Source organism: Paenibacillus sp. FSL H7-0942 (assembly GCF_045040715.1).
GTDB classification, from domain to species: Bacteria; Bacillota; Bacilli; order Paenibacillales; family Paenibacillaceae; genus Paenibacillus; species Paenibacillus amylolyticus.
Map to the genome: position 1 here is coordinate 4525956 of NZ_CP150279.1, position 13619 is coordinate 4539574.

The 13619-nt window shown below is 45.8% G+C and carries 10 protein-coding genes; 1 reads left to right on the top strand and 9 read right to left on the bottom strand.

Features of this window, described 5'->3' with window-relative positions; translation table 11 throughout:
* Positions 1-18 precede the first annotated feature (18 nt).
* The 6 genes from MHI48_RS20145 to adhE form a co-directional block, all read right to left on the bottom strand.
* Positions 19-849 (bottom strand): carbohydrate ABC transporter permease, encoded by an 831-nt coding sequence (locus MHI48_RS20145; RefSeq protein ID WP_036674968.1) that lies wholly within the window; start codon positions 847-849, stop codon positions 19-21.
* Positions 849-1733, bottom strand: a complete 885-nt coding sequence (locus MHI48_RS20150) for a carbohydrate ABC transporter permease (protein WP_036674966.1) — start codon at positions 1731-1733, stop codon at positions 849-851. The genes MHI48_RS20145 and MHI48_RS20150 overlap by 1 nt, the downstream gene beginning before the upstream one ends.
* A 51-nt stretch (positions 1734-1784) precedes the next feature.
* On the bottom strand, positions 1785-3152 hold the full coding sequence (locus MHI48_RS20155) for an ABC transporter substrate-binding protein (RefSeq protein ID WP_036674965.1): 1368 nt from the start codon (positions 3150-3152) through the stop codon (positions 1785-1787).
* 189 nt (positions 3153-3341) lie between these two features.
* On the bottom strand, positions 3342-4094 hold the full coding sequence (gene pflA / locus MHI48_RS20160) for a pyruvate formate-lyase-activating protein (protein ID WP_036614436.1): 753 nt from the start codon (positions 4092-4094) through the stop codon (positions 3342-3344).
* An 89-nt stretch (positions 4095-4183) separates the two neighbouring features.
* Entirely contained in the window at positions 4184-6442 is a 2259-nt protein-coding gene (pflB, locus tag MHI48_RS20165) for a formate C-acetyltransferase (protein WP_036674964.1), read from the bottom strand.
* Between the two features lie 940 nt (positions 6443-7382).
* Positions 7383-9995 (bottom strand): bifunctional acetaldehyde-CoA/alcohol dehydrogenase, encoded by a 2613-nt coding sequence (gene adhE, locus MHI48_RS20170; RefSeq protein ID WP_036674963.1) that lies wholly within the window; start codon positions 9993-9995, stop codon positions 7383-7385.
* 430 nt (positions 9996-10425) lie between these two features.
* Here adhE and MHI48_RS20175 point away from each other — a divergent pair, with 430 nt between their 5' ends.
* Positions 10426-11142 (top strand): Crp/Fnr family transcriptional regulator, encoded by a 717-nt coding sequence (locus MHI48_RS20175; protein ID WP_036614443.1) that lies wholly within the window; start codon positions 10426-10428, stop codon positions 11140-11142.
* Positions 11143-11230: 88 nt separating this feature from the next.
* Here MHI48_RS20175 and MHI48_RS20180 read toward each other — a convergent pair whose 3' ends face one another.
* The 3 genes from MHI48_RS20180 to MHI48_RS20190 form a co-directional block, all read right to left on the bottom strand.
* Positions 11231-11944 carry a hypothetical protein gene (locus tag MHI48_RS20180; protein WP_076318956.1) on the bottom strand — a complete coding sequence of 238 codons (714 nt, stop codon included), beginning with the start codon at positions 11942-11944 and terminating at the stop codon, positions 11231-11233.
* A 197-nt stretch (positions 11945-12141) separates the two neighbouring features.
* On the bottom strand, positions 12142-12873 hold the full coding sequence (locus MHI48_RS20185; protein ID WP_101313604.1) for a hypothetical protein: 732 nt from the start codon (positions 12871-12873) through the stop codon (positions 12142-12144).
* Between the two features lie 194 nt (positions 12874-13067).
* Positions 13068-13364 carry a helix-turn-helix domain-containing protein gene (locus tag MHI48_RS20190; protein WP_074096966.1) on the bottom strand — a complete coding sequence of 99 codons (297 nt, stop codon included), beginning with the start codon at positions 13362-13364 and terminating at the stop codon, positions 13068-13070.
* Between the last annotated feature and the right edge of the window lie 255 nt (positions 13365-13619).

The window sequence follows — 13619 nt, forward strand, 5'->3', positions numbered from 1 at the left end:
ATTCACTGGTTCATGGTATTAACCTTTGACACCACCTGCAGTTACTCCTTCTATAATTTTCTCCTGGAGTATAGCGTAGATCACAAGTACAGGTACAACGCTGTATACAATACCTGCCGACATCTGAGCATAATTCATCTGATATTGATCCCGAAACTGGACCATGCCCACTGGCAGCGTACGCAATTTATCGGTGGATAAAAAATAGTTGGCGAGTAAAAATTCGTTCCAGTTGCCGAGGAAATTAACGATAAAAACCGTAACAATGGCTGGAACTGTAAGAGGTATCACTATTTTAGCAAAGATACCCGGGGCCCTCAAGCCGTCCATGACCGCCGCTTCCTCAATTTCCCCAGGCAGAGAACGCATAAAAGCCGCCAGGATAATAATTGTAAAGGGGATCGCATTGGCCACATAGGGCACGATCAATGCCAGATGTGTATCCAATATGCCCATTTTGCGAACAAGCAGATAGATCGGAAGCATAAGTGCATTGTTGGGAATAAGCATGCCCGCCAGAATCAAACTGTACAGAAACAGGCTCCATCTCCGGTGTCTCATCCGGGTTACGGCAAAAGCAAACATGGCGCCGAGGACAATCGTACACGCCGACGATAAAACCGAAATGTACAGGCTGTTCCAGAAATACGTACCAATCTTGGCATTCACCCAAGCCTCCACGTAATTGTTAAACTCCCATGTTGTAGGCAAACCGAATGGATTCAGGGCGATTTCATTGTTATCCTGCTTGAAGGAAGAGAAAATCACAAATAAAAAGGGAAACAAAATCGCGATTAAATACAACATTAACAACACATGAGGTATACTGCTTTTTATGCTTTTCGCCATCAATATTCCACCTTCTCGCCCCGCCTCGCCACCAGCAGTTGATACACCGCAGTGAGCACAAGCGTCAGAGCAAAGATCAGCACTGCAATGGTATTACCATAACCATATTTGAAGTTGGTAATTGCATATTTGATCATATATGTCGCCAGAACCTCAGTGGACCCAGCGGGCCCACCTTTGGTCATGACAATCACGATGTCGGCTGCTTTCATGGCACCTGCGATGGACAACATGATCACCACCGAAATGATCGGCCGGATCAGCGGCAACGTAATTCGCATTGCACGTTGTACCGCCGTTGCCCCATCGATTGCAGCCGCTTCATCCAGATCACGGGGAATCGCCAGTATGGCAGCCAGCACCATGACAATGTAAAATCCCGTCCACTGCCAGGCATTGGTCACCAAAATGGACAACATGGCAAATCGGTTATCCGATAACCAGTAGATTGGATCGATTCCCAGCACATGAAGCATTTTGTTTAATAGCCCGATATTCGGTTCATAGATGAATCCCCATAAAATACCGATAACGGCTGTCGACATGATGGATGGTAAAAAAACAGCGGTTTTATACAGACCTTTCAGCCTTTTTACATTGGCAATCAGAAGCGAAAATAGGACGATTAGGGGTACCTGAATCAGTACCGAAAATCCGATGAAAAAGCCGTTATTCCGTGTGGAAATCCAAAAACGTTCATCGGTCAGTGCCTTCACATAGTTGGATAAACCCACAAAACGTGGCTCAGCCGATACCCCATTCCAACTCGTCAGACTGTAATACAGGGAGCTACCAATAGGGTATAGAAAGAACATTACAAACAGAATTAGGGCTGGCATTACAAACAACGTATAGATTAACGGGCTGCGGAGTGAAGTATTCATAGTCAGCCTCCTTCAGTCACTTCAACGATCGCAGTTTCGACTTGAATTGGTTTATTCCACTGAGGCGTTTGCTTCCTCTTGCACCTTTTGCAACTCTTCTGCCATTTTCTCTGGTGTGGTCTGCCCACCAATCAACTTCTGGATTTGCAGATTACTGATCTCTGTTGTCACATCGGCCTGAACGAGTGCATCAAATGCTGGGAACGACGTCTTGGACGCATTAAGCACAGCCACAATTTCTTTCATCAGATCATCGGTAATGCTATCGGTCAGCACTTTCTCGTCCAGCTTCATGGCAGGCAACACACCGTCTTCCACAAGGCCGCGGATCTGCATATCTTCATTGTAGAAATTTTTGATAAAAGCTTTCACTGCGTCCAGCTTCTGCGGGTCATCCGCCACTGCTGCCGAGAATCCGTATCCATTGTTCACATCCCGCATCAAAGACGTCTGATCACCTGCTCCGTTCTCTACCGGAGGCATATTGAAGAATCCAACCTTGCCAATGAGCGATTCACCGCTCTGACCTTCCTTAAATACAGATGATTTCCATGTTCCGTCATACATTAATACCACTTCTCCACTTGTAAATTGCGTGGTATATTCGGCATACTCAAAGCCCAGTTCACCTTTTTTGAAATAACCCTTATCCACCCATTCCTTATGTTTGGCAAAACCTTGCACAACACCCGGATCGGTCCACTTCGCTTCACCTGTTGCAAACTTTGCGGTAATCTCCGGCCCGGCATACCGGGACCACAGATGGTTGGTTAACATAAGCGGCACCCAGCCCGCCTTAGATGCGGAAGCAAGCGGCACTTTGCCATCAGCCTTGATCTCAGCCAGTATATTGTCCAGTTCAGCCATGGTAGTTGGGGCTTTCCATCCTTTTTGTTCGAAGTACTCTTTATTATAGAAAAAACCTTCGCCCGAACCGCCAATCGGCAGTCCATATACTTTGCCTTCATACGTAAACGGTTCAAGGGATGTAAACTGGTCTTGAATGCCCAGCTCTTGCAAGATCGGAGTCAGATCAAGCAGCATACCTTCCTTGGCATAAACTTTGGAATCCGGGCTACCGAACAGTTCAAATATATCCGGCGGGTTACCTGCCGCCATCTCCCCGCGAAGCTTTTCCTTACGATTCACATCGGATTCGACGCCATCCAGCGTAAAGGTCAGATTGGGTATCTCTCCCTCAACTTTGTCCACAACATCCTGCAGAATGGCCAGTCTTTTCTGTTTGTCGGCTCCCACCTGCGTGTGGCGGAGAAGCATTTCAACCGGTTCCTTACTTGTTTCCTCCACAGGTGTATTGCCCGCGCCTTGCTGTGGCTCGTTACTTGAGCTTGCACATCCCGCCAAAGTCCATGAAGTGATAAGCAATAATGAAAGCAGTAATGTCATTCTTTTTTTCATCTGGTTGACCCTCCTCAAGATATTGAGCGTTTGGCTTTACACTCTGATTATAAAAAGCCGGAGCTTACATCGTAAGGATGACAATTCATCAATGGAGGGATAAAATCCTTCACTGGACAAAAAACAGCCCCTGCGAAACATGTTCGCAAGGACTGCTTGGTTGATTGTTTTTATTATATAAAGGTCAGATTACTTACCTGAACAAGCCATGCCAGCTGTTTCCTGGCGACCTTGTTCGATCAGGCGATACGCCCGCTCCACTTCTTCTTCACTTGGTGAAGGAACTCCATCCAGTGGATATACTTTACCGAGCGCCTCCCATTTGTAGATCCCCATCTGATGGTATGGAAGAATTTCGAACTTTTCGACGCCATTTAATGTTCCAATAAACCGTCCGAGGTTAAGCAGATCCTCTTCCTCGTTATGAATGCCAGGCACATACACGTGGCGTATCCACATTTTCCGACCTTGCTCCGATAACCACTTGGCCGTTTTCAACGTTCTCTCGTTGGATTTGCCTGTCAACTTGATATGTTTCTCATCATCAATATGTTTGAGGTCCAGCAGAACCAGGTCTGTGTGATCCAACAGATCGTGAATCCGTTCCGGTTCGTTAAAACCGTTGCTATCCAGTGTCGTATGCAATCCCCAGCGCCGCTTCACTTCCTTGAAGATCTCGGCTACAAAGTGGGCCTGTAACGTTGGTTCTCCGCCAGATATCGTGAGCCCGCCTCCGGAGCTGCGGTAGTAAGACAGGTAAGGCTCAATTTCAGCCAGTACCTCCTCAAGCGTCATTTCTTTTCCACCATCCAGCGCCCAAGTATCAGGGTTGTGGCAATATTGACATTTGAGTAGACATCCTTGCATAAAAAGCACAAAGCGGATGCCTGGGCCGTCAACCGTCCCGAAAGTTTCGAGTGAATGAATATGTCCGTTAACCATGCTGCCTCTTCCTTTCTGTATCCGCATCCGCTGTGCGTTTAATATGATTTGGAATACCTTGCTCTAGCGGTCTTCTACTAGCAAATTACTTACATCGAGCCATGGAACGTACGGTTGATGACATCCAACTGTTGTTCACGAGTCAATTTAATGAAGTTAACGGCATATCCGGATACCCGTATAGTCAGTTGTGGATAGTTTTCCGGGTGATCCATCGCATCAATCAATTGCTGACGATCAAATACGTTAACGTTCAGGTGATGAGCGTTTTGACCGAAGTAACCATCCATCATCGCAGTCAGATTGGATTTACGTGTAGTCTCCTCTTTACCCAATGCTTTTGGCACGATGGAGAAGGTATTGGAAATCCCGTCAAGACTGTGTTCATAAGGCAATTTGGCTACCGAGCCAAGGGATGCCAGTGCACCTTTTTTGTCACGACCATGCATTGGGTTTGCACCTGGAGCAAATGGTTCACCTGCTTTACGACCATCCGGTGTAGTCCCTGTTTTCTTACCATATACCACGTTGGAAGTGATCGTCAGAACGGATTGTGTTGGAACTGCGTTACGGTAAGCTTTGTGCTTGCGAATCATGCCCATGAAGTTCTCGACCAGTTCAACAGCAATGCTGTCTACGCTGTCTTCATTGTTACCGTAACAAGGGAAGTCTCCTTCGATTTCGAAATCAACAGCGATGCCTTGTTCGTTACGAATTGGTTTTACTTTGGCATATTTGATTGCACTCAGTGAATCTGCTGTAACTGACAGACCAGCGATACCACAAGCCATCGTACGTACAATGTCACGGTCATGCAATGCCATTTCGATACGCTCATAGCTGTATTTATCGTGCATGTAGTGAATGACGTTGAGGGTGTTCATATACAGCTTAGCCAGCCACTCCATCATTGGTTTGAAGCGTTTCATAACCTCATTGTAATCCAGCACTTCGCTAGTAATGGCAGGATACTCAGGTCCAACTTGTGCTCCGGATTTCTCGTCACGACCACCGTTGATCGCATACAGGAGAGCTTTTGCCAGGTTGGCACGAGCGCCGAAGAATTGCATTTGTTTCCCGATCTTCATCGCCGACACACAGCAAGCAATACCGTAATCGTCACCGTAGATCGGACGCATCAGATCATCATTTTCATACTGGATTGAGCTGGTTTCGATGGATACTTTACTGCAATAATCTTTGAAAGCTTCTGGAAGTTTCGTTGACCAGAGAACAGTCAAGTTTGGTTCTGGTGCAGGACCCAGGTTGTGCAGTGTATGCAGGAAACGGAAGCTGTTTTTGGTTACACGTGTTTCACCATTCACGGACATACCACCGATGGACTCAGTCACCCATGTTGGATCTCCACTGAACAGTTCGTTGTAATCCGGTGTACGCAGGAATTTGACAATCCGCAGTTTCATTACGAAATGGTCAACCAATTCCTGAGCCTGTTCTTCGGACAAAATCCCTTCTTGCAGGTCACGTTCAATGTAGATATCCAGGAAAGAAGATACACGTCCGAGTGACATCGCAGCACCGTTCTGTTCTTTGATCGCAGCCAGATAACCGAAGTACAACCATTGGAATGCTTCTTTTGCTGTTGTCGCTGGCAAGGAAATATCGAACCCGTGCATATCGCCCAATTGTTTCAATTCTTGCAATGCACGAATCTGTTCAGACAATTCTTCCCGCAGACGAATGACATCTTCATCAATAACATCAACTTCGAGTGCATTCAGTTCGCCTTTTTTGTTACGAATCAGGAAGTCTACCCCGTACAAAGCTACACGACGATAGTCACCGATGATCCGGCCACGGCCGTAAGCATCTGGCAGACCTGTAATAATTCCTGCTTTACGCGCTGCACGCATGTCGGAAGTATAAGCATCGAATACACCTTGGTTATGTGTTTTGCGAATGTTTGTAAATATATCAATGACGCCCTGTGGCATTTCAAAGCCATATGCCTCACATGCGTCAATCATCATGCGAATTCCGCCTGTTGGTTGAATGGAACGTTTGAACGGAGCATCGGTCTGAACGCCGACAATCTGCTCTTTGGATTGATCCAGATAACCGGGTTGGTGAGAAACAATAGTACCTGGTGTGTTCACGTCAACGTCAAGGACACCGCCGTTATCCCGTTCTTTTTTGGTCAGATCAGATACGATCTCCCACAATTCTTTGGTATTCTGGGTTGCACCTGCGAGAAATGCTTCGTCACCGTAATACGGAGACAAGTTGTGTGCCAGAAAATCATTCACATCTACGGATTTGGTCCATGTTCCTTTGGTAAAGTTTCTCCAGCCTGTTTGTTGTTTGACATCTTTTTCAATCACCGACATCGTAATCCCTCCACTAATTTGGATTTCTGGACACATAACATCTTGCTTCATTCGTAGCATTGTGTGCCCAGAGCCGCGATTAATGTGAATTGTTTCACATAAACCGGAACATGTTCTCTCTACTTGGGAACCGGAACCGCGGGATGAATGTTTTTCTTACATTTTCAGTATACGACTTGGGGCTTTCATCATCTGTGATTTTTGTCACAAAGCCAGTGAACTAACTCACTTCACCTGCGCTGTGTCCCATTGCCCCCTGTAAATTTCACACTTAGCCACTGCGCGGGCAGAACAACTTCCGATCGCTGTTATCCCCGGATTTTTTCAATTTTATATTTCAAAGGGGAAAATCCGGGGATAAAGGCGAACGCTCCGCTTCTTCAGTTTTTTCTGCCCACTCCGTTATTGTGTGAACATCTGGCTCAAACAGCCACATCACGGATTCCGTGTAACCTCTATAGAACCCGTTGCTCCTCTATGCTCGGAGCAAACCAAATCTTAGAATAAATCCTGAAAAACAGATGCTCGCTCTTCTGTTTTTCTGCCCACTCCGTTAATGTGTGAACATCCGGCTCAAACAGCCACGTCACGGATTCCGTGTAACCTCTATAGAACCCGTTGCTCCTCTATGCTCGGAGCAAACCAAATCTTAGAATAAATCCTGAAAAACAGATGCTCGCTCTTCTGTTTTTCTGCCCACTCCGTTAATGAGTGAACATCTGGCTCAAACAGCCACATCACGGATTACGTGTAACCTCTCTAGAACCCTTTTGCTCCTCTACGCTCGGAGCAAACCAAATCTTAGAATAAATCCTGAAAAACAGATGCTCGCTCTTCTGTTTTTCTGCCCTCTCGTTATTGTGTGAAAGACGGCAATCGGGGCTCCCCTCTCGGGGAACCCTGATCTTCTTGCCGTAAAGCACGCTTTGTTCTAAATTTATTATTCAAACTTTCCGTAGAAAGCGTTGCGGTATACATCAGCCAGTTCAGTTACCAGCGGCAACTTCGGATTGGCGGTTGTACATTGGTCTTCGAAGGCACGGTCTGCCAGATAATCGACATGTGCTTCAAAGTCTTTGGCATCAAATCCAATTTCCTGGAACGATTCTTCAATGCCCAATGTTTTGTTCAGTTTGCGAATCGCATTGATGAGACTGGTTACGCCTTCTTCTGTTGTGCGAGCAGGCAATCCCAAGATACGGGCAATTTCGGCATACCGCTCATCCGCTACAAAGTGCGAATATTTCGGGAACGATGCAAATTTGGTCGGTTTTTTTGCGTTGTAACGAATGACGTGTGGCATCAGGATTGCATTTGTGCGTCCGTGTGCGGTGTGATACTGACCGCCCCATTTGTGCGCCAAGCTGTGGTTGATGCCCAGGAATGCGTTGGCAAACGCCATACCTGCAATCGTGGAAGCATTATGCATTTTCTCACGTGCCAGTTTATCTCCTTGCAGTGCCGATTGCTCCAGGTATTGGAATACCAGTTGGATTGCTTTGATCGCAAGTCCATCCGTGTAATCATTTGCCATAACAGATACATAAGCTTCAATCGCATGCGTCAGTACGTCCATACCTGTATCGGCAACGGCTGTTCTCGGCAGGGAGTACACGAACTCCGGATCGACAATCGCTACGTCTGGTGTCAGCTCATAGTCGGCCAATGGATATTTGGTGTTACCTTGATTTTTATCTGTGATAACCGCGAACGATGTCACTTCAGAACCTGTACCTGATGTGGTTGGGATCGCTACAAATTTCGCTTTTACGCCGAGACGTGGATATTTGTAGATCCGTTTGCGGATATCCATGAATTTTTGTTTCAGATCGTTGAAGTCCGTGTCCGGGTATTCATAGAACAACCACATGGCTTTGGCAGCATCCATCGGTGATCCACCGCCGAGTGCGATAATGCAGTCTGGTTGGAAGCGGCGCATCATTTCGGTTCCGCGGTCTACCGTTGTTGTGGATGGATCTGGCTCAACATCGGAGAATACTTCGATGGCTACCGGCATTTGGCGTTGACGCAGATAGTGTTCTACCTTTTCAACATATCCAAGCTTCACCATCATGGCATCCGTAATAATCGCCACACGTGTGATGTCAGGCATTTTGGCAAGATACTGCGTTGCCCCTTTTTCGAAGTAGACTTTGTTCGGCACTTTGAACCATTGCATATTCACGGTACGGCGAGCCACCCTTTTCACATTGATTAAGTTCACAGCGGTTACATTGGAAGAAGTCGAGTTACGTCCGTATGATCCGCATCCCAGTGTCAATGACGGCATGTTTGTGTTGTAGATATCCCCGATGGCACCATGTGTGGATGGTGAGTTCACAATAATCCGTCCAGTTTGCAAACGATCTGCGAATTTGCTGATCACTTCTTCATTTGTGGAGTGGATAACCGAGGAGTGACCCATGCCGCCAAAAGCAACCACTTCTGCTGCACGTTCAATGCCCTCTGCTGCCGTTTTAACTTTGTAACAAGCCAGTACCGGGCTTAATTTCTCAGCCGACAATGGGAATTTGGTACCTACCCCTTCAATCTCGGCCACGAGAATTTTGGTGCCTGCCGGAACTTCAATACCGCACAACTTCGCAATACTCACCGCAGATTGACCAACAATCGCCGGGTTCACCGCACATTTCTCGGCATTAATCGCACCTGCTGTCAATTTTGCTGCTTCATCTTTGTTAACAAAGTAACAGCCATTTGCAATCATTTTTTTCTTCACTTGATCGAAGATCGGTTCTTCAATGATGACCGCTTGTTCAGAAGCACAGATCATGCCGTTATCGAAAGACTTGGACAGGATCAAATCCGTTACTGCCTGATTGATATCCGCGCTTTTCTCGATAAAGCAAGGTACGTTACCCGGTCCTACGCCCAGTGCAGGTTTACCACAGCTGTACGCTGCACGTACCATGCCTGATCCGCCTGTTGCCAGAATGAGAGCCACATCATTGTGATTCATCAGTTCGTTTGTACGATCCATGGAAGGATCATCAATCCACTGAATGCAATCTGCTGGTGCACCATGTTTCACAGCCGCTTCCAGCAGGATTTTGGCAGCTTCCCGGCTACAATTCTGTGCAGATGGGTGAAAACCAAAGATGATCGGGTTACGCGTCTTGATGGAAATCAATGCTTTAAACATCGTCGTTGATGTTGGGTTGGTAACTGGTGTAATACCCATGATGATGCCGACCGGCTCCGCAATTTTTTGGAAGCTTTCATACTCGTTATCTTCAATCACACCTACGGTTTTATCGTACTTGATACTGTGGTACACATATTCTGTTGCAAATATATTTTTGGTGATTTTATCCTCATATACTCCGCGGCCAGTTTCTTCTACGGCCATCTTGGCGAGCATCATGTGTTTATCCAGACCCGCAAGCGCCATTGCTTGCACAATCCGGTCAATCTGCTTCTGGTCCATCTTCATGAATGCGGCGTGTGCTTTATTCGCTTTGTCGATTAACGTTTGAATATACTGACCTGCTGTCGGTTCTTTTGCTGGGGCGACTTCGTTCTTTACAGCCATCTCCCTCATCCTCCTAAAGGTTCGTATTAGTTTGTCTCTCTCGTTTACATTCACATCGTAACATGACAATAAACTTAATTATGTGATTTTTTTCACAAAGTATAACAAATTTAATTTAAGTTTTGTAGTGTCCTTCACACGACCATTTTTACTTCTTATTTAAAATATAGGGCTGTAAAATTCATCCTCTCCATTAAAAGTGAATTTTATCACAATGTTTGAAATTTCGTCATTTTTGCCCCCTTTCCTTCCCCCTCAAACGGTAAGATTAGGTATATACTGAACTTAAAAATTGAACCACCGCAATTTGTACCGTCCTTCCTCCCGGCCGAGATGACCCTGATCAGGACGGCAACGGTTTGCGGCGAACCTCGGAGGCTACTGCTTACTACAGAAGGTCGTCCGATGGACATAAAGGGGAGATAGACTTATGAGAGAACTAACAACTGTACTGGAAAAGCGCGGTAATACTAACTGTTTCTCGGAAGCAAATTTCAACCATCTGCTGGTTACCATGAAAGATAGAACCTATCCGGAAGGTACACATCTGTACTGGGAAGGCGACATCTCTGACAAACTTTATTATATGAAACGGGGCCGTGCCCAGATCACCAAATCCACGGATGAAGGCAAGGAACTGATCATGTACATGTATCAATCCGGTGATATGATTGGGCAGGCTGATCCCTTCTTTGGCTCTAAACACAGCTTCTCTGCGGAAGTATTAGAGGATAGTGAGATCGGTGTACTGGAGCATAAAGACCTGGAGATGTTAATCTGCCAGCATTGTGACTTTGCGATCGACTTCATGAAATGGATGGGCATCCACCACCGGTTGACACAGACCAAATTCCGGGATCTCATGTTATACGGCAAACCGGGTGCACTCTGCTCCACCCTCATTCGGTTGTCGAATTCGTATGGTGAGCCTCATGGAGAGCATGTCATTATTCACAAAAAAATTACTCACACGGACCTGTCCAATATGATTGGAGCCACTCGTGAAAGTGTAAACCGCATGTTAAGCGACCTGCGTAAGAAAGACGGGATTGAATATGACAATGGCATGATTGTCATCAAAGATCTGAAGATGCTACAAGGAATCTGTCACTGTGAGCTTTGCCCGAACGAGATCTGTCGTATTTAATACTTGACTATGCTGATCGGATCTTGCTTATATATTTCAATGAAAAAAAGCCCAGTTCTCTAAAAAGAGATTGGGCTTCTTGGTATACTTAGGATGCATTGGTTAATTCAAGCTTAACCGCATCACGTGGATTCAATTTCATGTCCAGACCATTTTCCATTAATTCTTTGTCATTCACCATAATGACCCACCGCTCATTCATACGAGGCGTGACATTCTCGACCGAAACGACAAATTTGTTATTCTCCGACATTCTTACAATGCCGCTGGACTTCAACACATCGCGAACTGTGCACTCTTGAACGTAGACGCCGGCATATTGACGATTAAGGGTTGGCATAATGTTTCCACCGCTAACCTTGAGTAACGTTGTCTGATATGCAACGCCATCCCCCCCACTGTCAGCGGCTTTCACGTAAATGATCACTTCATCTTTGGCATGAAGCTCCATGTCCCAATCTTGCTGCTCAATATCCTTGCCATTTAATTTGACAGCCCAGCTCAGCGAAGAATCCAGAGAAACTTCTCCGACGGATTGAATCCGTTTGCCATCTGCCGTAAAATCTACCAGTCCGCTATTGAGTAATGCTTTTTTGAGTGTCAAACCCTCACTAAAATCTCGCTTAATGGACTTTGTTGCATCAGGCAAAAACGTACTGCCATCTACAGCCACTGTGATTGTATTCGCTGTTTCTGTCTCTTTGACAATTGGCTGCTCGGAAGGCTGTGTCTCACTACAACCAGCCAAGATCGCCAGTAGGAGCAAACATACACCTATGTAACCGGGGATTTTCTTCATCATGTAGGTAACACCACCCTGCGTAAAATCATTCACCCTGTTGTCCATAACCTCTATTATGGCACAACCTTCGGCAAAAAAAAGTGTCAAAGCCGTTACTTTTATAGGCTACCGCCTGCAAATAAGGCTTGTACAAGAAAGAGAGCCTGCACACAGGCTCTCCAATCTATATCATTTTTATGTTCTCATTGGTTACGTTATCATTGGACACTAGCCTGCATGTATGTCCGTCCTCCATCGCCATCTTTCAGATATGGATTAAGCCCGAAGAACTGCTCCTCAGATACGTATACACCTGTCAGCAATCGCCCTTCAAGCAATCCACCGTCAACCTGCACGCAACATGAAGGTGCGTCTACATACTCCTGATACAACGGAATCTGCCCATATTGTTGATGGACCTTAAATACCTTGCCTTGCTCATGCAAAGGCCGTTCCGAGAAATAGGTAGGCACAATATAACGGGCAATGACATCCAGCTCCTGCACGCTATAAAAGGGTTCATCACCAAGCCATGGTGCAAACATTCGAATCTTCTCATATTGAGACCAGACAACCGCCTGAATCAGCATTTCTGCCTGAACCAACCGACCTTCTCCCACATCTAAAGCCAATTGCTTACCATGCATAGTTTCTTCCATCTGAGACATCGTTGAATCAGGTTGTCCCAGCTCACATCCGATACACTTCCAGCCCCTGGACGTTTGAATCCATTTTTGCAGCACCGCCGGAGCTAATCTCGGACCATCGCTGTTCACAGAATGCGTATTCACTTCGGCAAGATCATCCTTAACCGAACGGGAATATGCTGTGCGCTTAAACAACTCTGCAGCTTTTTTGTAAATTAGATGGACCTGAATGGATGCGCTCTCAAGTTCTGCAATATCTTTTTTGCCGTAGCGTACTTCACGGGATAAGCTTTCTTCTCTCATGACAAGTGGGCCTCCTTCGCTCCGGCCGTCTGTGGCCATTTTCTATAGATTATACTACAACTCATGACAACATGTGCATAGCCCAAGAGAAAAACGCCGAACAACATAGTACTTAAGACAAAAACCCCTGATTTCCACAGAAATCAGGAGTCTATGTCATTCATGCAACAAAAGTGGGTGATATTGGTTATTCTTTAGTCAACCCACTGCTCAGCCCAGTCTTGAATTTGATTCATGACAGGCTGGAGCGCTCTACCTTTATCCGTCAGTTCATATTCAATACGAACTGGCGTCTCGGGATAGACGTGACGAACCAGAATACCTTCACTCTCCAGATCTTTCATCCGTTCGGATAACATCTTATCACTCATGGATGGAATCAGATTGGAGATATCCTTGAATCGCTTCGAACCACTCATCAATGTTTGAATAATTAAACCATTCCAGCGCTTGCCCAAAAAAGAAAACGCCGTCTCAAAACGCGGACACATCCGCAAGTCTTGACCTTCCACATTAATCACCTCTTTAGAGATCACTCAAATCAACTTACATTTTGTTAGTATATTTCATAATAACATATTTAAGCTTCAAAGAAAACGCCTGCAACTAAAAAGTTTAAATTTTAGAAGCATATCATCCAAAATGGATCATACATCCCAGTATACATTACACGCTACGTCGTCACCATGGGAAATATCGTATAACTTCCCCATAGTACTATCTTACCCAAAAAGAACCCAGCTGCC

Bases quoted from the DNA above. Each gene is read 5' to 3' on its own strand.
- MHI48_RS20145 (WP_036674968.1), bottom strand. From the start codon at position 849: ATGGCGAAAAGCATAAAAAGCAGTATACCTCATGTGTTGTTAATGTTG.
- MHI48_RS20150 (WP_036674966.1), bottom strand. From the start codon at position 1,733: ATGAATACTTCACTCCGCAGCCCGTTAATCTATACGTTGTTTGTAATG.
- MHI48_RS20155 (WP_036674965.1), bottom strand. From the start codon at position 3,152: ATGAAAAAAAGAATGACATTACTGCTTTCATTATTGCTTATCACTTCA.
- pflA (WP_036614436.1), bottom strand. From the start codon at position 4,094: ATGGTTAACGGACATATTCATTCACTCGAAACTTTCGGGACGGTTGAC.
- pflB (WP_036674964.1), bottom strand. From the start codon at position 6,442: ATGTCGGTGATTGAAAAAGATGTCAAACAACAAACAGGCTGGAGAAAC.
- adhE (WP_036674963.1), bottom strand. From the start codon at position 9,995: ATGGCTGTAAAGAACGAAGTCGCCCCAGCAAAAGAACCGACAGCAGGT.
- MHI48_RS20175 (WP_036614443.1), top strand. From the start codon at position 10,426: ATGAGAGAACTAACAACTGTACTGGAAAAGCGCGGTAATACTAACTGT.
- MHI48_RS20180 (WP_076318956.1), bottom strand. From the start codon at position 11,944: ATGATGAAGAAAATCCCCGGTTACATAGGTGTATGTTTGCTCCTACTG.
- MHI48_RS20185 (WP_101313604.1), bottom strand. From the start codon at position 12,873: ATGAGAGAAGAAAGCTTATCCCGTGAAGTACGCTACGGCAAAAAAGAT.
- MHI48_RS20190 (WP_074096966.1), bottom strand. From the start codon at position 13,364: ATGTGTCCGCGTTTTGAGACGGCGTTTTCTTTTTTGGGCAAGCGCTGG.